Source organism: Variovorax sp. GW821-FHT09D05 (assembly GCF_059416325.1).
The window spans coordinates 121,056-141,093 of sequence record NZ_JBWKOZ010000013.1; the positions used below are offsets into that span (position 1 = coordinate 121,056).

Consider the following 20,038-nt stretch of genomic DNA (forward strand, 5'->3'; position numbering starts at 1 on the left):
AATGGGCGACGAAACGCCACGCCGCTACATCCTCACCCTCACCTGCCCGGACCGCACGGGCATCGTGGCGGGCGTGGGCAGCTTCATCGCAAGCCACGGCGGCCTGATCACCCAGGCCGCACAGCACGGTGACGCGCTGCACAACCGCTTCTACATGCGGGTGGAGATCCAGGCCGACACGCTGCCCTTCTACCTGGACGAACTGCGCGAACGCTTCACGCCGGTCGCCAAGCAGTTCGACATGGAGTGGAGCGTTTCCGACAGCTCGGTGAAGAAACGCATGCTGGTGCTGGTGAGCAAGCTCGACCACTGCCTGAACGACCTGCTGCACCGCTGGCGCAACAAGGACTTGCACTGCGAAATTCCGTGCGTGATCTCCAATCACAACGACCTGCGATCCTTCGTCGAGTGGCACGGCATCCCGTTCTTCCACGTGCCGGTGACGCCCGACACCAAGACGCAGGCCTACGCCGAAGTGGAGCGGCTGTTCCGCGAGTTCAGCGGCGACTTCATGGTGCTCGCACGCTACATGCAGGTGCTGTCGGACGACATGACCCAGCGCCTGCGCAACCGCATCATCAATATCCACCACAGCTTCCTGCCGGCCTTCGTCGGCGGCAAGCCCTACCACCAGGCCTTCGAGCGCGGCGTGAAGATGACCGGCGCAACCAGCCACTACGTGACGGCCGAGCTCGACGCCGGCCCGATCATCGACCAGGGCGTGATCGACATCGACCACGGCAACTCGATCGAGGAGATGGTGCGGCTCGGCAAGGACATCGAAAAGAGCGTGCTGTCGCGCAGCGTGCGCCTCCACCTGGAAGACCGGATCCTGGTCCATCGCAACAAGACGGTGGTCTTCAAGTAACCCTCCCTCAATCAACGAGTCCTCCGACACATCATGGCGACGCCACTTCCCTCCCATGCGCAGGTCGTCATTGCGGGCGGCGGCATTGCCGGCTGCAGCGCGGCCTACCACCTCACCCAGCTCGGCTGCACCGACGTGATCGTGCTCGAACAAGGCCAGCTCACCTGCGGCACGACCTGGCATGCCGCCGGGCTGGTCGGCCAGCTGCGCGCGAACCGCAGCATGACGAAGATGAGCCGCTACGGCATCGACCTGTATGCCTCGCTCGAAGCCGAGACGGGCCTGGCCACCGGCTGGAAACAGTGCGGCAGCATCACGGTCGCCCGAACGCCCGAGCGCATGACGCTTCTGCGACGGACCATCGCCACGGCCCGCAGCTTCGGCATCGAGGCCGAGTTCATCACGCCGGCCGAAGCGCTGGAGTTGTGGCCGCTGATGCGCATCGACGATCTCGTGGGCGCAGTCTGGCTGCCCGGCGACGGCAAGGCGAACCCGACCGACCTCACGCAATCGCTGGCCAAGGGCGCGCGCAACCGCGGAGCGAAAATTTTCGAGGGCGTGCAGATCACCGGCACGATCATCGAGAACGGCCGCATCGTCGGCGTCGAGACCAGCCAGGGCACGGTGCGCTGCGAGAGCTTTCTCAACTGCGCCGGCCAATGGGCGCGCGAGCTGGGCAAGATGTCGGGCGTCAACATTCCGCTGCATTCGGCCGAGCACTTCTACCTGGTCACCAAGGAGATCGAAGGCGTCCACCGGGACCTGCCGGTGCTGCGCGACCCCGACGGCTACATCTACTACAAGGAAGAAGTCGGCGGCCTGGTGATGGGCGGCTTCGAGCCGGTGGCCAAGCCCTGGGGCATGGACGGCATCCCGCCGAAGTTCGAGTTCCAGCTGCTGCCGGACGACATGGACCAGTTCCAGATCCTGCTCGACGAAGCGGTGCACCGCACGCCGGCGCTGGAGACCACCGAGATCAAGCTGTTCCTGAACGGCCCCGAGAGCTTCACGCCGGACGGCAACTTCATCCTCGGCGAAGCGCCCGAAGTGCGCGGCTATTTCGTGGCCGCCGGCTTCAACTCGGCCGGCATCGCCAACGCGGGCGGCGCGGGCAAGCTGATCGCCGAATGGATCGTCGGCGGTGCCGCGCCGGCCGATCTGCTCGACGTGGACATCCGCCGCTTCGCGCCCTTCAACAGCAACAGGCGCTGGCTGAAGGACCGCACGGTGGAAGCGCTCGGGCTGCACTACGCAATGCGCTGGCCGCGCCACGAGCTGGAGTCCGGACGACCGCTGTGCCGCTCGCCGCTGTACGACCGGCTCAAGGCCAAGGGCGCCGCCTTCGGCAGCAAGCTGGGATGGGAGCGCGCGAGCTGGTTCGCATTGCCGGGGCACGAGGCGCACGCCCGCTACGGCTTCGGCCGCCCCGACTGGCTGGATGCCTGCATCGAAGAGCAGATGGCGGTGCGGCGAGACGTGGTTGTCTTCGACCAGACCTCGTTCGGCAAGCTCATGGTGCAGGGCCGCGACGCCGAGCTGCTGCTGCAGCGCCTGTGCGCCAACGATGTGGCGATCCGGCCTGCAAGCATGGTCTACACCGCGCTGCTCAACGAACGCGGCGGCTTCGAGAGCGACCTCACGGTGATGCGGCTGGCGGCAGACTGCTTCCTGATCATCACCGGCTCCGCTCAGCCCTGCCGCGACATCGGCCACATCAGGCGCCACATGCATGCGCACGAGCATGTGACGGTGACGGACGTGACCTCCAGCTACTGCACCCTCACGGTGACCGGCCCGAAGGCGCAGCAGCTGCTGTCCCGGGTCACGCCACAGGACCTGGGCAAGGAGGCGTTTCCACAATCGGCAGTGATCGAGATCGACGTCGGCTACGCGCGCGCACTCGCGGCCAAGGTCTCGTACGTCGGCGGTCCGGGATGGGAGCTGTACATCCCGACTGAGATGGCGGTGCATGTGTACGACACGCTGTTCGACGCGGGCACCGACCTGGGCCTTCGCGACGGCGGCTACTACACGATCGACGCCTTGCGCATCGAGGCCGGGCGCCGGGCCTTCGGTCTCGAACTTGGTCCGGACGAAAACCCGTTCGAGGCGGGCCTGGAATTCGCGGTCCAGCTGGACAAGCCGGTTGCCTTCATCGGACAGGCCGCGCTCGCGAAGATCACACCCGAACGGCTCTCCAAGCGGCTGATGATGTTCACGCTGGACGACCCGCAGGCCTTCGCATGGGGTGGCGAACCGATCCTGCGCAACGGCAAGGCCGTCGGCGAGCTGACCTCCACGGCTTACAGCGCGGTACTGGAGCGGATGGTGGTGATGGGCTACGCACGCAGCGCCGAACCACTGACGAGGGAAGAGGCAATGCACGGCGAGTACGAAATCGACATCGCCGGCCAGCGCTTTGCAGCCACGCCGCAATCGCGGCCGCCTTACCCTTCGCTCATCAAGGCTGCGCTCGAACGGCGCGGATAGCTGAAACCAGCCTGACGCCCGCTGAAGGCGGCGCAACCCCAGGGCCTATCCGCTGGCCTTGACGGCCTCCACCAGATGCCGCACGAAGGCTTTCGCGGCATCGGGCAGCGAGCGGCCCGCCATGGTCTCTATCTCCAGGTGCCGTTCGTTCATTTCGCGGTCTTTCACGGGGAGGGCGACCAGCGCCTTGCTCTGCAGCAGCGTGCGTATCGACAGCGGGCCGTAGAAGGCGATGCTGCCGCCGCCGGCCGCTGCAAAGCTCAGTAGCGCATTCGCGTGGTTGCTGGACATGGCCTGTGAATAGCGCAGCCCCTGCCGGGCGCAGCTTGCGTCGAGCAGGCGGCGTATGGAGCTGTCTTCCTGCGGCAGCCCCAGCGGATACGCGACCACCTGGCGCAGCGACAGCTGCCGTTGCTGCGCCAATGGGTGGTCCCTGGCCATCACGGCGAGGATGGGGCTGGGGTACCGCAGCTGGATCTCGATGCCGGGCTCGGGCGCAGCGCTCAGGGTGATGCCTACGTCGGCCTCGCCGTCGCGCACCTGGCTCGAAATATCGGTGGGCGAGCAGACCTCCAGGTGAAAGCGGATGCCCTCGTGCTTGCGGCGGAAGGCCGCGATCAGCCTGGGAATGAAGTCGAAGGCAAAGCCCTCGGTGCTCGCCACGCGCACATGGCCGCTGCGCAGGCCGCGCAGGCCGGCGATGTCGTTCGTGACCCGCTCGATGTCTTGTTGCGCCCGCTTGGCGTGTGCCGCCAGCAGCTCGCCCGCGGCATTGGGCACCATGCCGCGCGCATGGCGCTCGAACAGCAGGGTGTCGAGTTCGCGCTCCAGCCGCGCCACCTGCCGGCTCACCGCCGAGGGCGCCACGTTGAGCTTGAGCGCTGCCTCCTTCACGGAGCCGGTTTTCACGACCTCGAGAAAGTAGCGCACCGCGGTCTCCTGCAAGGCACGAAGCTGCATGAATTTCTCCTGTGGCATGGCCCGAAACGGATTGCGTGGATTGCCGATTCGGCAACGCAGAATTCTAAACATTGCGCTTGTGACACCGGCATGACGCTCCTAGGATGAACCCGCCCTCTCCCGATCCCCATCGAAATCCCCCGTCGAAATCCAGGAGTTCCCGATGAACCGTCTCCCGCTCATGGCGCGCATGGCACTGGTATGTGGCCTCGCACTTGGCGCCCTGCCGCTGACCGCGCCCGCCGCCGCGGCGGACTTTCCCTCGCGCCCGATCACGCTGGTCATTCCGTTCCCGCCGGGCGGGGCGACGGACGTCAACGGGCGCGTGATCGCGCAACGTCTGGGCAAGGAGCTCGGCCAGCCCGTCATCATCGAGAACCGCGCGGGCGCCGGCACGGTGGTCGGCGCAAGCTATGTGTCGAAGGCCGCGCCCGACGGCTACACGCTGCTGATCAGCTCGGGCTCGACGTTCACCGTCAACCCCGCGATCCGCGCCACCCTGCCCTACGACCCGGTGAAGAGCTTCGACCCCATCGGCATCGCGGGTCGCGTCGCGCTGATCCTGCTGGCGAACAGCGAGGTGCCTGTGCAGACGGTGAAGCAGTTCGTCGATTACGTGAAGGCCTCGCCGGGCAAGTATTCGTACGGCTCCTTCGGCACCGGCACCACCGCGCAGTTCGCCGGTGAAACCATGCTGCATGCCACTGGCCTGAAGATGACGCACATCCCCTACAAGGGCAGCGCGCCCGCAATGACCGACCTGATGGGAGGCCAGATTCCGTTCAGCATCGACACGGTGAGCGCGGCGATCCCGCAGCTCAAGAGCGGAAAGATCAAGGCCATTGCGCTGACGACTGCGAAGCGCTCCGCCCTGCTGCCCGACGTGCCCACCTTCGCCGAGAGCGGTTATGCCAGCGTCGACATGGACTCGTGGCTGATGATCGCCGTCCCGAAGGGCGTGCCCGTCGACGTGAAGGCCAAGCTTGAGAAGGCGCTGGCCGCGACCATCGCCGACCCCGAAACGCGTACCAAGCTGCTGGGCCAGGGGCTGGAGCCGGCGTTCAGCAGCAGTACCGCGTCGAGTGAGCTGATCAACCGCGAACTGCCCTTGATGCGTGCCGTTGCGGCTCGCGCAAACATCACAGCCGACTGATGAACCCGACGAACAACACATCCCGCGACACCAGCACCGAGCTCGTCGAAAAATCCGCCGTCGAACTGCGCCGCCTCATCGGCAGCAAGGCCATCTCGCCCGTCGAGCTCCTTGAAGCATGCATCTCGCGCATCGAGCGCGTGAATCCCTTCGTCAACGCGGTGACCGCAACCTGTTTCGAGCGCGCGCGCAACGAAGCCATGGTGGCCGAAAGCGCCGTGATGCGCGGCGATGCGCTCGGCCTGCTGCACGGCCTTCCGCTGGGCGTGAAAGACCTGGAGCCCACCGAAGGCCTGCTCACGACCTGGGGCTCGGCGATCTACCGCGACCACGTGCCCACGGAAGACATCGAGCTGGTGGCCCGCCTGCGCCGCGCGGGCGCCATCGTGGCGGGCAAGACCAACGTGCCCGAGATGGGCGCGGGCGCCAACTCGCGCAACGACGTGTGGGGCGCCACGGGCAACCCCTTCAATCCGAACCTGAATGCCGGCGGCTCCTCGGGCGGCTCGGCGGCTGCGCTGGCCTGCGACATGCTGCCCGTGTGCACCGGCTCCGACACCGGCGGGTCGCTCCGCATTCCGGCGGCCAAGTGCGGCGTGGTGGGCTTCCGGCCGTCGCCGGGCATCGTGCCCAGCGTGCGCAAGCCATTGGGCTGGACGCCCATTTCGGTCGTCGGCCCCATGGGCCGGACGGTGGAAGACGCCTGCCTGCAGATGGCGGCATCCGCCGGCATGCACGCGGGCGACCCGCTGAGCTATCCGCTCGACCCGATGTCTTTTCTGGCGCCCGCGCAGGTCGACCTGGCCGGCCTGCGCGTGGCGTGGACCGAAGACTTCGGCACCTGCGCAGTGGACGACGGCATCCGCGCCACCTTCCGGCAGAAGATCGAAGCCATGCGGCACCTGTTCCGCCGCTGCGACAAGGTCGAGTTCGACATGGGCGAGGCGCACCGCTGCTTCGACGTGCTGCGTGCCGAAGCCTTCGTGGCAGGCATGCAGGCGGCCTACGAGCGCGACCCCGCCAGCCTGGGACCCAACCCGCGCGCGAACTACGAGATGGGCGCTCGCATGAGCCTGCTCGACAGCGCCTGGGCGCAGGCCGAGCAGACGCGGCTCATCAAGCGCTTTCAGACGACCTTCGCCGACTACGACCTGGTGCTGTCGCCCACCACGCCGGTGTCGCCCTTTCCGTGGACGCAGCTGTATGCCGGCCACATCAACGGAGAGCAGCAGGCCAACTACTACCGCTGGCTGGCGCTGACCTACGTGGTCACGCTGACCACGCACCCGGCCATTTCGCTGCCCTGCGGTCTCGACCATGCGGGCATGCCCTTCGGGCTGCAGGTGGTGGGCGGCTTTCGCGCCGACCACCAGGTGCTGGGCGCAGCGCGGGCGATGGAAGAAGCCTTCTCGGCCCACGCGCCGCTGCGCCGCCCGCGGCCCGACCTGGCCTCGTTGCGCATGGCCGAACCCGCGCTGACTTCGATCGTCAAGACGCCGCCGGTCTTCGACCGTCGCGGTACGAGGGCTGCCGCGGCGTCTGCCGTCTGAGGGAGCCGAGTCGCCAAGGCGCGGGGGAAGCCTTGCCATGTCGCACGCGGGTGCGTCAAATGCCGGGCATCTTCACTCACAGCCTCAGGAGAACCATGGCCATCGACACCCTCGCCACCTGGCACCGGCTCGTCAAGGAACGCGACGTGGCGGGGCTCGACGCCCTGCTGGACGACGAGGCCGTCTTCCACTCGCCGGTGGTGCACAAGCCCCAGGTCGGGAAAGCCATCACGCAGAAGTACCTGGCCGCGGCGTTCCAGGTCTTCTTCAACGAGAGCTTCCGCTATGTGCGCGAGCTCCGGTCCGCGAACGACGCCGTGCTCGAATTCGCGCTGGAGCTGGACGGCATCCAGATCAACGGCGTCGACATGATGAAGTGGAACGACGCAGGCAGGATCACCGAGTTCAAGGTGATGCTGCGCCCCCTGAAGGCGGTGAACCTCATTCACCAGAAGATGGCGGCGCAGCTCCAGGCGGCGCAATCCTAGTCAGTCGGCGACCACCTGCAGGCTGCCCTGCACGCTGTACGCCCGCACGCACATGCGGGTCAGCTGCACGAGAAAGCGGAACACGGTCGGCTCGCACAGGCAGTCCGGCGTGATCGCCATGATGTCCTTGCGGAACTCCATCAGCCGGTCGCCGGACATCGCCATTTCGGCGGAGGCGCCGTAGTAGTTCTTCCAGAAGTCCTGCAGCAGGCCGCGCTTGACTTCGTCGATCACGAGCGTGTAGCCGCGCTCCCAGACCTCTTCGTCCATGGGCAGGCAGTCGACGCCGGGATCCTCCGGGCGGGCACCTGGGGGCACCAGGAACACGCGCCGCATGGCGACTCTTTCAACGGCGGTTTGCGAGTGCATCGCCGGACTCCGGAACTTCAGCGGTGATGGCTGCCTCAGCGGCATGGGGTATTGCAACATGGCGTGGCTTTCTCATGGTCGTCATCCTCGGCGGAGGCGCACGTTGTGTGACAGGCTTGGAATTTCAGGCCGCGAGCAGTCGCAGGCGGCTCGCGTTGGAATGGGCCAGGCTCTCCGGCTGGTCCCAGGTACCGTCTGCGTTCAGCGTGGTGGTCAACGCGTAGACGCCTGCCGGGAATGGCAGCTCCAGCGGGTTGTTGACCGTGCTGACGTCGATCACGCCGCCTTCCTCGTAGTCACCGTAGGCGATGAAGTACTTGGGCCGCGGCGAGAAGGCCAGGTTCTGGTTGGGGCGCGCCTGCGCCGCATACACCGTGCTGCCCCCCATGGTCACGCCCACAGCGGCCGCGGACCTCATCGGGATGCTGGGCGATTCGGCGAGATAGAAGCGGGATTGGTCGGGCCCCTGGGTGGGGTTCACGAACCGGTAGGCGCCGTTGTAGTCCAGCGTGATCTTGTTGTTCAGGCCGCTGGGGTCGTAGGTTTCAGTGGCGATGAACTGGATGCCGGGCTGCAGCTCGCCCGTCTCGGCCCAGGAGAAGCCGGTGTCGATGCTCCACTGGAACTTGACGCGCGAAGTCGGGCTCGGGTTCGAGAACCTGGCGAACCAGGCCAGCGACAGGGCATTCGGCGCCCATTGCGTCGGGTCGTTCTGGAACACCATGAAATAAGCCGAATGGCTCGCATGGTTGTTGACCGTGACGGAATAGATCATTCCCATGACAACTTCCCGGAAGTGGTTGATCAGCCAGTTCATGCCGCGACGGCGGCACCGAACTTGACGTCACTCTAGGGAGCGCAGGGGTCGAATGGAATTACAGACGATTACACAGGCTGTGCACCGCCCTGGATCTCGAAGGGATAGTTGCCCAGCCGCACGGTCCCGCGACGCCGCTCGACCAGCGGCGGCTCGGCCAGATGGGGCGGCAATGCATTGAGGATCTGGTGCTTGGCGCGAAAGATCTGGATGTTCACGTAGGAGGGCTCCACGCCCAGCATGCGCGACAGTTCGTCCAGCCCGATCCAGCCCTGGCTCTGCGGCGCGATTCCTCTTTGCGCGTCTTTCTGGCGCACGCGCGCGAGCGTGACGAGGGTGTAGTGATGGATGCGTTCGCCGAGCGATACCGACTTGCCTTCCGCCACCAGGCTCAGGCTCGTGTGCTCCTCGTTCTGGCTGACGTTGAAGTGCAGCGCGACATCCGCAGATGCCGAGTCCGGCGCCGACGGCGTGATCGGGTTCTCGGAAGTGAACGCGAGGTCGTCGCACAGCACGAACTCCCACTTGCGAACCGCGGTGCGGACCATGGCACCGTCGCTCAGGGGCTCGATGCCGTCGATGTGCTCGAGCATCCATCTGCCGTCCTGGAAATACACGTTCACTTCGGGCTGGTGCTCGTCCGGCAGCAGGTTCTCGCGCAGGCCCAGCGCCAGCGGGGCAACGCCTCCATCGACAGGGAAAAGGCAGGTGACCGGCGGTGCCAGGTCGACCACGGTCCAGGCCGTTTCATCGCCCACGCCCATGCGGACTTCGGCGCCCACGGGCAAGGCAGTCCATCGGCCGCTGGGCAGCCGCTCGCCGTTCACGGTGGTGCCGTTGCGGCTCTGGTCGACGATTTCCCATGTGTGCCTGTTCCATCGCACCATCGCATGGACCTGCGACACGTCCGCTGCCTTCAGCACCGTCTGGCACGCCGAGGCGCGGCGGCCGAAGGCGTGCACGGGTCGCAGCATGATGGCGCGCTCGTCGAGCTTGTTCCTGAAAATGGCCATCGGCTTTCCCTTTTCTCCTTCTCTTGAAATCGGACCGTATCAGACGTACAGCGCCTGCGGATTCAGGTCGCTTTCGCACACCGGAGTGTCGCGCCATCCCATGGCGACTGGAACGCGGTACAGGCGCGGATTGCCCAGCTCCGGCCAGATGTGGCACAGCCCCGGCACGACCACCTTCACAGTGTGCAGGGGAATGTCGGGGCGCGTGTGGTCCAGGACGATGGTTTCCAGGCCGAGCGCAGCGGCAATGGCAACGCAGCGCCGGATCTCCTCTGCGATGTCCGTGCGCGCGGCTGGCGCCGGCACTACGTTGCCCGCGCCCGACGGCATGAGAAAGCGCGGCGGGCCTTCTTCCCCGGCGGCACGCTGCATCGCGAAGGCCTTGCCGGCCGCGATCAACTGGCTCATTTCGGTGAGCGCACGCTCGCAGGCCAGCGCACGGTCGGGGCTGCAGCCGAAGCCGATGGCCCACGCGCCCGTCTGCAGATGCCGGCCGATGGCAACCGCCACCGGAATGCCGAAATCGTGGGTGATGTCGAGCACCCAGCTCTCCCATTGCGGGCCGCAGGTGCGTTCGACGCGCTGGCGGATTTCGTCGGACAGGCCGCCGAGGTCGATGGCCGGCCTGGGAACTTCACCGTACCACCAGATGGCGGCGGCATCGCGCTCCACCAGTTCGAGAAAGCCCTGCAGGATGGCTTCCTCGCGCGTGTTCCCGGCGGCGCAGCCGTTCGATGTCCAGCTGACGTGGCACTGGCTTTGCGCCGGCGCGTGGGCGAAGCAGAAGGCCAGCGGCAGGTAGCAGCGTTCATCGGCCGTGAGCGACCAGGCAGGCGTCCACCATGCGGGCCCGGACGACACGGACGACGCCACGGCATGCGGAGGCTTCTGCGCCGTGTCGAATCGCTCGCGCTGCCGGTCGCTGAAGAGCGCCAGCGCCTGCGGCTGGATGCAGCGCGCATCGAGGTCGGCGGCGAAGGCCACGACCGAGGCTTCGTCGCCCTGGTGGAAGGCGGCATAGCGCTCGACCGCCTCGCACAGCGCGCTGGCGCGGGACTGGTCCATCGACATGCCCTTGCCGAGGCAGATCTGGGTCAGCGCGCCGGGCAAGAGATCGTCGCCGGGCGGCGGCGTCCTGAAGATTTCGCTGCGATAGACCGTCAGCGCGCCCTCGGATTCGGCGTTCAGCGGCGCGATCTGCGCGATCACCCCGCACAGCGGGCTGACGTGCGGCGCCAGCCGCGCCACCGTGACCGAGGCCGGCACCGTGCGCCAGCCGCCATCGCGCCGGCCAATGGGTAGGCCCGGCGCCAGCACGATGCGTTCGCGTTGCCGCTGCGCGACGAGCCCCGGCGTTCCGCAATGCGGGCACTGGGGGCGGGCGGCGACGGAATGCAGCTGCGGCGAATCCAGCGTCCGCACCTGTGCGTCCGCATGCGTGGCGATCTGCTGCGCGATGGGCAGCAACTGGCCGAGACGTTCGGCGACTAGCCGGTCACCTGCCCGCACCGGCAGGCCGCTGCCCGGGGTGCCATGCCGCGCCTGCCACCATGCACGCGCCGGCCGGTTCCTCAGCCAGCGGTGCGCGAGGCAATGCCAGCAGGGGCCGGCCGTCGCCGCGCCCGGCCTGAAGAATGGGCCGGCCATGGCCTGTTCGCCGGTGGGCTTGACCAGCAGCCAGGGACGACCCGAGGCGCGCTGCTGCGCATCGATGGTGCCGAGCCGGGGGTCGAGGTAGTCGTCGCAAAAAACGAGGGTGAGGCCGGTGTCGGCGAACGCCTGCGCCCAGCCGCTTGCCGCGTCGCCGCTCACCGCGTTCGACAGCGCGATGACATCCACGTGGTCGGAGATGGCCGTGCGCACATGCACCGCCGAAAAATCGGGCACAAGGTAGGGCTCGCTGCCGTCCATCGCAACGGGTCGCACGAGCCCCTGGCGCGTCAACGCCTCGAGCGCATGCAGCATCTGTGCAAGCAGTGCGGCCGCACCTTCGGTGCGGCAATAGGTGGCGAGGCTGACGCCCTCGCGCAGCACGCGTTCGACGGCCATGACTCCCGGCGAGCCGAGCACCGACAGGTCGTTCTCGCTGGGCAGCAGCAGGCGGTCCTGCAGCACCACCGGCGGCAGGTACTTGTCGTGCCAACGGAAAACCTCGCCGAAGAAATCCGGCGCCGCCGCAGCGCTACTCATCGTCTTTCAGGCCCAGCGCGAGGCGCACGACGGCATAGGGCCAGGCCCCCGTCGTGGCCCGGAACGCCGCCTCGAACAGCCGATGCTGTTCCGAGAATTGCGCGTAGATATGGTCTTCGGACAGCACTCGCATCGCCGGATGCAGGCCTGCGATGCGGGCGCCATCCTCGAAGCCCGACACCACCGGCAACCGCATGCCGCCCACCTCCATGGGCATGCGCGCGAACACCGGATGCACGTGGTCGAGCACGACGACACATGGCGTGGCGGTGTGTTCGAAGCGGCCGGCCAACCGGCGCAGAAGCGCCTCCAGCGGCGCCTGCGGAAGATAGGGGCAGACACCCTCCAGCATCGCGAGCACGGGCCGCTCGCCGGGCAGGTCGGCGGCGTCGAACCACGCGTCGTCGAGCACCGAGCATGCGAGGTCGCTCTCGCCCTCATGACGCGCGACGTGCTGCGCCCGCAGGCTGATGGCTTCAGGCAGATCGATGTTCAGCCAGCGGGAATTCGCCGTGACGGCGGCCCCGAGGCGGCTGCGCCGGGTGCAAAGCCCCGCGCCGAGCGTGATGCACAGGCCGGCAGGGTGGGCCGCGAGGAACTCGGCCGCATAGCGGTCGAACAGTGCGGCACGCAGGACAACGCTCCTGACGAATGCCGCGTCCTTCGCGTAAGCCGACAGATCGAAAGGCAGCGACGCCGCGATGCGCCGCGCCTCGGGATCGGAAAACACCGACGCATCGGCCACGCTGCCGGAGTCGGCACGCGCGGCCAGCGTCAGCAGGAGCGTGGCCGAGGCGCCTTGCAGCGCGCCCGTGGCCTGCCCCTGTTCGGCAGCGGACTCAGCAGGTGAAGGGATAGGCCGGGCCCGTGTTGTTGTACGAGGTGAGCGCGATCGGCCGCAGCTCCACTTCCACCGGAGCAGTCGGGTAGTTGAGACGGATGCCGTTCTTGATCAACGAGTCGTTGGCGTTCTTCAGGTTCCATTCGCCCTTCGCCGCGTCCCACGTGAAGGCGGAGTTGGTCGTGAACAGGATCTTGAAGTTGAACGGGTTGTTGTAGCCCAGCCATTGGCTCAGCACGGGCGCCTTGTCGGTGTCGGGGTCGCGCGTCAGGTCGAAGAGGAACTCCGGCGATTGCCATGCGAGGGCGACCGCACGCAGCACCACGCCGCCGAACGCCAGCAGCGAACCGTCGCCGCCGCCAGGAATGCCGAGGCCGGTGGGCAGCGCGCCACCAATGAGGCCGGTCGGCGTTTCGAAGGCGGCAGCAGGGCCCATGAAGTCCGGGAACAGCTGGTAGTAAGCAGCCAGGGCCTCCGTGGCCTGCGACGACGGTGCCTGCGGCAGCACGATGACGAAGGAATCGTCAGGGCCGACCCAGCCGGACGTCAGCATCGGCTTCCATGCGGCGCGCATGTCCGGATTGGGGTCCTGGAAGAGCGAGATGTCGAGCAGCGGCCACTGCGTCGGCAGGCCGAAGTCGTCGTGCAGCATCTGCTGGATGTCCGACGCGCCGAGCAGCTTTGCGCGATAGGCGTCGTCTTGCCACGATTTGGCAATGCCGCGCAGGTAGGCAAGGCGGAATTCGAGCAATGGGTCGGCAGCTTGGCTTTGAAAGGTCATGGTGACTTCATCCTTGGTTCAAGACATGGTTCGAGAAACAGGCGCATGCACGGGCATGCGCGACGACAGTTCCGGCCGCAGGTCGGCCAGCTCCTTGAGGCGTCCAGCCACGTTGTGCCCGGCGGGTGCCAGTGCCTGCAACGCCGCCAGGGCTTCGTATTCGGTTCTGTACTTCGCGCCCTCGCGCGCGACGTTGGCGGCCTGCGAGAAGCACTCGGCCACTGCGTCGTGTTCGCCGCCCGAGGCCTGCAGGTAACGGGCCTTCTGCAGATGGAGCTCGGACCTGTAGAGCCCTTCCTTGAGCTCGTCCGCCAGGCGCAGGCACTCGTCGATCCGCTCCAGCGCCTCGCCCCAGCGGCCATTGGCGGCCAGCGTGTCGGCGGCAAAGGCGCGGTAGTAGGTCTGGCAATAGCGGCAGCCCATGCCCCACAGCGCCTGCACCCAGCCGTCGGCCTGCGCGATGTTGTCGACGTCGCCGGTGGCCCAGCAGCGGATGATTGCCGCGTAGCCTTGGAATGCCGGCAGGCCATAGCGCTCGGTGATGCCGAGCAGCTCGCCCGTGCTCACCAGCGCCCGCGCCTTGTCGTTGCGGCCCTGATGGCCAAGGCTCTGGTACAGCAGGGCCATGCTCAGCGACGGAATGTGCGACATCTCGCGAGCCCAGCGCACGGCATTGGTGGCGTCGGCGCGCGCGGCCGCGTCGTGGCCCGCGAACCAGCGCACGAGTGCGCGCCCCGTGGTCGCCCACACGCGGGTGTCGAAGCCGAAGTAGGCGGCATGGTGCGCATGCCCCTCGGGGCTGTAGCGCTCGATGCCGTCCGTCAGCGACTGCTCGGCGCGCTCGAAATAGCCGTCGGAATAGTGCGCGAGCCCGAGGTACGTTTGCGCCGCGACGAACACGCCCTCGTCCTGCTGCTGGGTGGCGTGGTCGAGCAGCCGGTTGCTCAGCTGCTGCACCTCGGCGCGATTGCTCGCGACGTGGTGGAAGGTGATCAGCGTCCACAGGTGCTGCACCTGCTTCTCGCGCGCCACGTCGTCGGAGAGCAGCTCTTGCGACAGGGCGATGCGGTCCACCACCTGCGCATGCGCCCAGCCGTACTTGTTCATCATGGCCTGCGTGACGTAGCTGTTCACGTCGAGCCGCGCCTCGCGCTGCGCGGCGCTGTCCAGGTGCGCCATCCAGCCGTCGATGTGCTGGGCATAGGCAATGGTTTCGTCGTTCAGCGAGCGGTGCTGGGTAATGAGCAGCTGCCGCACGGCCAGCGCGACGGCCTCCGCATGCTCGCCCGCATCGGCCCAGTGCTGGGCCACGCTGCCCGGCTCGCTGGCCACGCGCTGAGGCTGGCTGCTCAGCAGCGTCTGCGCGACGTTGCGGTGCTGTTGCCGGCGCTGCGCGTCGAGCATGCATTCGTAGGCGGTGTCGCGGATCAGCGCGTGGCGGAAGATGAAGGCGCCCGGCGGCCCGGCCGGGGCCACGAGCCCCGCGTCGAGCAGCACGGCCATGTCCTTGTCCATCGCTTCGGGCGACTTGCCCGAACAGGCGCACAGCAATTCGGCATCGAACTGCCGCCCGATGGTGGCTGCCAGCTGCAGCAGCCCCTTGACGGAGCCCAGCCGGTCGAAGCGGCTGACCAGAGAGTCGCGCAGCGTGACCGGAATGGCAGCCGGCTGCGCCGTGTCCTTGAAGACCCAGACGCCCTCCTGTTCCACCAGGTAGGCGTCGAGCAGCATGCGCGCCATTTCCTGGATGAACAGCGGCACGCCGTCGGTGCGCGCGACCACGTTGTCGATCACCTGCTGCGCGGCGACTCTTGGCGCCAGCGCCTGCCGGGCCAGTGCGGCGGCCTGCGCGTCTTCGAGCCGACGCACCTCGATGCACTCGGCCTGCAGCGCCGGCGGCTTCACCCATTCGGGCCGCGCGGTCAGCACCAGCAGCACGCGCTGCTGCGGCAATTGGGCAACCAGCTGCTCGACGAACTCGATGCTCGTGGGGTCGGCCCAGTGCACGTCTTCGAGCAGGAGCAGCAGCGGCGCCGCCTCGGCCATGTGCAGCAGCCACTGTGCGGTCGACTGCAGCAGCAATCCCTTCTGCATCGCGGGAGACACCTGGCTGGGTGCGCGATCGCCCAGTGGGAGAGACAGCCACGCGCAGAAGATCGGCAGTACCGCTTCGGCGTCGCAGCCGGCGGCCTGCAGGGCCTCGCGCAGCCGCTCGCGGCGGGCGTCGGGCGTGGTTGCATCCGGCGCGGCTTCGAGGCGCTGGCGCAGCAGCGTCAGGAACGGCGTCAGCGCGTTGTTCTGGTTCTCGGGCTGGCACTGCGCGCTGACGGTCTGCCAGCCTTCCCGCGCCACCTGCTCGCGCAGCACGTCGGCAAGGCACGACTTGCCGATGCCGGGCTCGCCGCGGACCCACACCGCGCCGCCGTGGCCTTGCCGGGCCTGCGCCCATGCGGCGCGCAGCTGTTGCAGTTCGGGCTCGCGTCCGATGCACGCGGTGTGCAGTGCCTGCTCCACGGATCCATGCGGCGCGGGCGCCTGCTGTTCACCGCCCAGGCGGTAGGTCTGGATGCCGCCGGACTGCCCCGGCAGGGTCACGTTGCCGGCCTTGTCGAAACGCGCATGGCGGCCCAGCAGCCGGTAGCTGCTTTCGCTTGCCAGCAGCGTGCCGGTATCGGCCACGCCCTCGAGCCGCACCGCGACGTTGACGGCATGGCCCGACGGGATTTCTCCGGCGGCCACCACCGCCATGCCGGTGTGCATGCCCATGCGAATGCCCAGGTGCACGCCGTGCGCCTGCTCGATGGCGGCCGAGCGCTCGCGGCTCAGGTCGATCAGCTCCAGCGCCGTCATGCCGGCCTGCCGCGCATCGGTGTCGCTGGCGTGCGGATAGCCGAACAGCACGATCATCCGGTCGCCCAGCGTGCCCGCCAGCAATCCGCCGCGCCGCGTGGCGGTTTCCGCGAACAGGGTGAGCTCGTTGCGCTGCAGCAGCTCCAGGTTTTCAATGTCGGAGGGCAAGGCGTCGTCGATGCCCTCTTCGTCCGCGCCGGCGTCCGGCCAGACGGAGACGCTGCAGCACAGCACGGTGAGCTGCCGCTTTTCGGAAAAGCCGCGCGTGGTGGCCACGGTGTGGCTGAGAGCTTCGTCTTGCGCCTGCTTCGCCGATCGCAGCACACCCACCAGGTCGTCAAGCCGCAGGCGCCCGAGTTCGGCCAGCAGCGTGGCCGCCGAATCGCTGCGGTCGGCCGCCTTTTTCCTCAATGCCTGGCGCAACACGGAGGCCACCGGATGGCTGGCGATTTCCGCCGGCAGAGGCACCTCTTGCGGGCTCAGTTGCTGGTGAAGAATTTCTGCCGCCGATGCGCCGCGAATGGCGGGCACGCCCGTGAGGCACTCGATGAACATCAGCCCCCAGGCATAGATATCGGACTTGACGCCGGGCGGCTCGCCGCGCAGCTGCTCGGGCGCGCTGTAGGCCGGCGTGCCCAGAGACTCGTCGGTCATCGTGAGCGTAGGGAACTCGGCACCCCTGTTCGAGGGAATGACGGTGCTGATGCCGAAGTCGAGCACCTTCGCATGCGGGACGGCGCCGGTGAAGGTGACCATCACGTTGTCGGGCTTCAGGTCGCGGTGCACGATGCCTGCGCTGTGCGCACAGTCCAGCGCGTCCAGCACTTCCGCCATGAGGTGGGCGGTCTCGGTGGCCGTCAGCGCGCCCTTGCGCCGGATCAGGCTGGTGAGCGTTTCACCCGGCACGTACTCGAAGACGCCATAGACGCATGGGCCCTGCTCGCCCTTGTCGAGCAACTGGACGATGTGCGGGTGGTGCAGCGAGGCGCAGAGCTTCGTCTCACGGTGAAAACGTGCAACGCGCTGGCTGCCGACCTGCAGCTTCACGACCTTGATTGCGACCACGGTGCCCGTGTTCTTCTGCAGCGCGCGATACACGGTGCCATAGCCGCCGGCGCCTAGCTCCTCCAGCAACTCGTAGCCCGGAATCTCCAACGGATTCGGCAATGATGATTGCGACACTGCGTGCGTGGGGTTGGTGACGGCATCCTGCATTTCAGTCTCGTCGTGATGGATCGTTGAGAGTCCTCCGGAGCGTGCTGCGGCCGCGATCTGCACTGCGGCAGGAACGCGAATTAGACACTAATTGTTACTGTAGCGGACGCGAGGACTTTTCAACTGGGTCGCCCCAAAAAAGAAAACCCGCGCAACGCGCGGGAGGTTAGAACTTTTGAATGTATAAGCGCCCTCGCTCGCGAACGTGGCCGATTCGCGGACACCGAGGAACCGGCTCCGCCGGGCCTCAGGTGTCGCCCCCGGTAGGGGGTTGGCGTAGCGACACGAAGTGCGCGAAGCCTGGGGGCGAGCTTATTTCTTGTCGCCGCCCGGCACCTTGCCTTCGACGCCCTTGACGTAGAAGTTCACGCCCGACAGGAACTTGTCGTCGGCCACTGCGTCCTTGGCAACCACTTCCTTGCCGTCCTGGCCGAGGATCGGGCCCTTCCAGATCACGAAGCTGCCGTCCTTCAGGCCCTTCTTCACGGCCTCGACCTTGGCCTTGGTTTCGGCCGGCACGTCTTCGGCGATCGACACGAGGTCGATGGCGCCTTCCTTCACGCCCCACCAGCTCTGGCCGGTGGCCCACTTGCCGTCCAGCGCTTCCTGGGTGGCCTTGATGTAGTACGGAGCCCAGTTGATGGTGGCCGAGGCCAGGTGGGCCTTGGGACCGTAGGCGGTCATGTCCGAATCCCAGCCGAAGGCGCGCTTGCCCTTTTCCTGTGCGGTCTTGAGCACGGCCGGCGAGTCGGTGTTCTGGAACAGCACGTCGGCGCCGCCGTTGATGAGGGCGGTGGCGGCTTCGGTTTCCTTGGGCGGGCTGAACCACTCGTTCACCCACACGACCTTGGTCGTGATCTTCGGGTTGACCGACTGCGCGCCCAGCGTGAAGCTGTTGATGTTGCGCAGCACTTCGGGAATCGGCACCGAGCCGACCACGCCCAGCGTGTTGCTCTTGGTCATGGCGCCGGCAATGACGCCTGCCATGTACGCGCCCTCGTACGTGCGGCTGTCGTAGGTGCGCATGTTGTCCGAGGTCTTGTAGCCGGTGGCGTGCTCGAACTTCACTTCCTTGCTGTCGGCCGCGACCTTGAGCATGGGCTCCATGTAGCCGAAGGTGGTGCCGAAGATCAGCTTGTTGCCCTGGCCGACCATGTCGCGGAACACGCGCTCTGCGTCGGCGCCCTCGGGCACGCTTTCGACGAAGGTGGTCTTGATCTTGTCGCCGAATTCCTTCTCGAGCGCCTTGCGGGCGTTGTCGTGCGCGAAGGTCCAGCCGCCGTCGCCCACCGGTCCGACGTAGGCGAATGCGATGTTCAGCGGCGCTGCCGGAGCCGGAGCGGCCGCAGCAGGTGCCGGGGCCGGCGCGGGCGCCGCGGCCGGTGCTGCCGCTTCTTCTTTCTTGCCGCAGCCGATCAGGGCCGCCGAAGCGACCGCAGTGAGAGCGGCCAGCTTGAGCAGGGAGCGCTTGTTCAGATCATTCATTGTCGGAAATCCTCAAAAGGACAGGTTGGCGGAAAACGAAACGCGATTATGAGCCGGGGTAGAACGGTTTCCCGATGGAAGCCGGCATGTTGGCGCGGATGAAGGCCGGGTTGCGCGAGATCAGCGCCAGCACCACGATGGGCGCGATGTACTGCAGCATGCTGAGGAACTGCGAGGGCACGTCGACGCCGCTGCTCTGCAAATGAAAGCCCAGCATCGACACGCCGCCGAAAAGGTACGCGCCCAGCAGCACGCGAACCGGCCGCCAGGTGGCGAAGGTGGTGAGCGCGAGCGCGATCCAGCCGCGGCCGGCCACCATGCCCTCGACCCACAGCGGCGTATACACGGTCGACAGATACGCGCCCGCGAGCCCGCACAGCGAGCCGCCCGCAATCACCGCCATGAAGCGGATGCGCCGCACCGGGTAGCCCAGCGCATGCGCCGACTCGGGCGATTCGCCGACCGAGCGCAGCACCAGGCCGGCACGCGTGCGGTACAGGAACCAGATCAACGCCAGGGTCAGCACCACCGCCAAATACACCATCGGGTGATGGCGGAACAATGCGGGGCCAACGAGCGGAATGTCGCTCAACACGGGGATCGCGTACGACGTGCTTTCCGGCAGCTTGGCCTGCACGAAGTTGATGCCGGCAAAGGCAGAGAAGCCGACGCCGAACAGGCTCAGCGCCAGGCCCGTTGCGTACTGGTTGGTGTTGAGCCAGATCACCAGCACGCCGAAGAAGGCTGCGAGCAAGGCGCCCGCCGCCATGCCGGCCAGGAAGCCGAGCCAGGGGTTGTGCGTGGTGACGACCGTTGCGAAGCCGGCGATCGCTGCGCACAGCATCATTCCCTCGGCGCCGAGGTTGACGATGCCGGCCTTCTCGTTGATGAGCAGGCCCAGCGCCGCGATGGCGAGCACGGTGCCCGCGCTCAGCGTGGAGCCGAGCAGGAGTGCGTAGCTTTCCATG

At 67.3% G+C, this 20,038-nt stretch carries 15 protein-coding genes; 5 read left to right on the top strand and 10 right to left on the bottom strand.

Annotation, left to right across the window (positions count from 1 at the left end; genetic code table 11):
- Nucleotide 1: 1 nt before the first annotated feature.
- Nucleotides 2-868, top strand: coding sequence for a formyltetrahydrofolate deformylase (gene purU, locus AC07O3_RS30125; protein ID WP_495341066.1), 867 nt, complete (start codon nt 2-4; stop codon nt 866-868).
- Between the two features lie 33 nt (nt 869-901).
- Nucleotides 902-3,358, top strand: coding sequence for a GcvT family protein (locus AC07O3_RS30130; RefSeq protein ID WP_495341067.1), 2,457 nt, complete (start codon nt 902-904; stop codon nt 3,356-3,358).
- A 45-nt stretch (nt 3,359-3,403) separates the two neighbouring features.
- On the opposite strand, the gene AC07O3_RS30135 is transcribed toward AC07O3_RS30130, so the two are convergent.
- Nucleotides 3,404-4,318, bottom strand: coding sequence for a LysR family transcriptional regulator (locus tag AC07O3_RS30135; RefSeq protein ID WP_495341068.1), 915 nt, complete (start codon nt 4,316-4,318; stop codon nt 3,404-3,406).
- Between the two features lie 163 nt (nt 4,319-4,481).
- Between AC07O3_RS30135 and AC07O3_RS30140 the strand changes: the two genes are divergently transcribed.
- The 3 genes from AC07O3_RS30140 (at nt 4,482) to AC07O3_RS30150 (ending at nt 7,509) form a co-directional block, all read left to right on the top strand.
- Nucleotides 4,482-5,471 carry a Bug family tripartite tricarboxylate transporter substrate binding protein gene (locus tag AC07O3_RS30140; RefSeq protein WP_495341069.1) on the top strand — a complete coding sequence of 330 codons (990 nt, stop codon included), beginning with the start codon at nt 4,482-4,484 and terminating at the stop codon, nt 5,469-5,471.
- Nucleotides 5,471-7,021, top strand: coding sequence for an amidase (locus tag AC07O3_RS30145; RefSeq protein WP_495341070.1), 1,551 nt, complete (start codon nt 5,471-5,473; stop codon nt 7,019-7,021). The genes AC07O3_RS30140 and AC07O3_RS30145 overlap by 1 nt, the downstream gene beginning before the upstream one ends.
- Before the next feature lie 95 nt (nt 7,022-7,116).
- Nucleotides 7,117-7,509 (top strand): nuclear transport factor 2 family protein, encoded by a 393-nt coding sequence (locus AC07O3_RS30150; protein WP_093058832.1) that lies wholly within the window; start codon nt 7,117-7,119, stop codon nt 7,507-7,509.
- Here the strand turns inward: AC07O3_RS30150 and AC07O3_RS30155 are convergent, their stop codons facing one another.
- The 9 genes from AC07O3_RS30155 to AC07O3_RS30195 form a co-directional block, all read right to left on the bottom strand.
- Nucleotides 7,510-7,878: a hypothetical protein gene (locus AC07O3_RS30155; RefSeq protein ID WP_256216981.1), complete on the bottom strand. Its 369-nt coding sequence runs from the start codon at nt 7,876-7,878 to the stop codon at nt 7,510-7,512. It lies immediately after the preceding gene.
- A 124-nt stretch (nt 7,879-8,002) separates the two neighbouring features.
- Complete coding sequence (locus AC07O3_RS30160) at nt 8,003-8,659, bottom strand: RhiA family protein (RefSeq protein WP_093058886.1); 657 nt, start codon at nt 8,657-8,659, stop codon at nt 8,003-8,005.
- A 104-nt stretch (nt 8,660-8,763) separates the two neighbouring features.
- On the bottom strand, nt 8,764-9,708 hold the full coding sequence (locus AC07O3_RS30165) for an FHA domain-containing protein (protein ID WP_495341071.1): 945 nt from the start codon (nt 9,706-9,708) through the stop codon (nt 8,764-8,766).
- Between the two features lie 39 nt (nt 9,709-9,747).
- Nucleotides 9,748-11,898: a TOMM precursor leader peptide-binding protein gene (locus AC07O3_RS30170; RefSeq protein ID WP_495341072.1), complete on the bottom strand. Its 2,151-nt coding sequence runs from the start codon at nt 11,896-11,898 to the stop codon at nt 9,748-9,750.
- Complete coding sequence (locus AC07O3_RS30175) at nt 11,891-12,643, bottom strand: class I SAM-dependent methyltransferase (RefSeq protein WP_093179725.1); 753 nt, start codon at nt 12,641-12,643, stop codon at nt 11,891-11,893. The genes AC07O3_RS30170 and AC07O3_RS30175 overlap by 8 nt, the downstream gene beginning before the upstream one ends.
- Before the next feature lie 94 nt (nt 12,644-12,737).
- Nucleotides 12,738-13,520, bottom strand: a complete 783-nt coding sequence (locus AC07O3_RS30180; RefSeq protein WP_495341073.1) for a BMA_0021/BMA_0022 family TOMM bacteriocin — start codon at nt 13,518-13,520, stop codon at nt 12,738-12,740.
- Between the two features lie 18 nt (nt 13,521-13,538).
- The gene (locus AC07O3_RS30185; protein WP_495341074.1) at nt 13,539-17,585 is read right to left on the bottom strand and encodes a TOMM system kinase/cyclase fusion protein; all 4,047 of its coding nucleotides are present in this window, start codon (nt 17,583-17,585) and stop codon (nt 13,539-13,541) included.
- A gap of 312 nt (nt 17,586-17,897) precedes the next feature.
- On the bottom strand, nt 17,898-19,070 hold the full coding sequence (locus tag AC07O3_RS30190) for a BMP family ABC transporter substrate-binding protein (protein WP_093058837.1): 1,173 nt from the start codon (nt 19,068-19,070) through the stop codon (nt 17,898-17,900).
- Between the two features lie 46 nt (nt 19,071-19,116).
- Entirely contained in the window at nt 19,117-20,037 is a 921-nt protein-coding gene (locus AC07O3_RS30195) for an ABC transporter permease (RefSeq protein WP_093179721.1), read from the bottom strand.
- Nucleotide 20,038: the final 1 nt, after the last annotated feature.

What these genes read in the sequence shown, in the direction of transcription:
- AC07O3_RS30130 (WP_495341067.1), top strand. Translation starts at nt 902, where the DNA reads ATGGCGACGCCACTTCCCTCCCATGCGCAGGTCGTCATTGCGGGCGGC.
- AC07O3_RS30140 (WP_495341069.1), top strand. Translation starts at nt 4,482, where the DNA reads ATGAACCGTCTCCCGCTCATGGCGCGCATGGCACTGGTATGTGGCCTC.
- AC07O3_RS30180 (WP_495341073.1), bottom strand. Translation starts at nt 13,520, where the DNA reads ATGACCTTTCAAAGCCAAGCTGCCGACCCATTGCTCGAATTCCGCCTT.
- AC07O3_RS30185 (WP_495341074.1), bottom strand. Translation starts at nt 17,585, where the DNA reads ATGCAGGATGCCGTCACCAACCCCACGCACGCAGTGTCGCAATCATCA.
- purU (WP_495341066.1), top strand. Translation starts at nt 2, where the DNA reads ATGGGCGACGAAACGCCACGCCGCTACATCCTCACCCTCACCTGCCCG.
- AC07O3_RS30150 (WP_093058832.1), top strand. Translation starts at nt 7,117, where the DNA reads ATGGCCATCGACACCCTCGCCACCTGGCACCGGCTCGTCAAGGAACGC.
- AC07O3_RS30160 (WP_093058886.1), bottom strand. Translation starts at nt 8,659, where the DNA reads ATGGGAATGATCTATTCCGTCACGGTCAACAACCATGCGAGCCATTCG.
- AC07O3_RS30135 (WP_495341068.1), bottom strand. Translation starts at nt 4,318, where the DNA reads ATGCAGCTTCGTGCCTTGCAGGAGACCGCGGTGCGCTACTTTCTCGAG.
- AC07O3_RS30170 (WP_495341072.1), bottom strand. Translation starts at nt 11,898, where the DNA reads ATGAGTAGCGCTGCGGCGGCGCCGGATTTCTTCGGCGAGGTTTTCCGT.
- AC07O3_RS30155 (WP_256216981.1), bottom strand. Translation starts at nt 7,878, where the DNA reads ATGCACTCGCAAACCGCCGTTGAAAGAGTCGCCATGCGGCGCGTGTTC.
- AC07O3_RS30190 (WP_093058837.1), bottom strand. Translation starts at nt 19,070, where the DNA reads ATGAATGATCTGAACAAGCGCTCCCTGCTCAAGCTGGCCGCTCTCACT.
- AC07O3_RS30165 (WP_495341071.1), bottom strand. Translation starts at nt 9,708, where the DNA reads ATGGCCATTTTCAGGAACAAGCTCGACGAGCGCGCCATCATGCTGCGA.
- AC07O3_RS30195 (WP_093179721.1), bottom strand. Translation starts at nt 20,037, where the DNA reads ATGGAAAGCTACGCACTCCTGCTCGGCTCCACGCTGAGCGCGGGCACC.
- AC07O3_RS30145 (WP_495341070.1), top strand. Translation starts at nt 5,471, where the DNA reads ATGAACCCGACGAACAACACATCCCGCGACACCAGCACCGAGCTCGTC.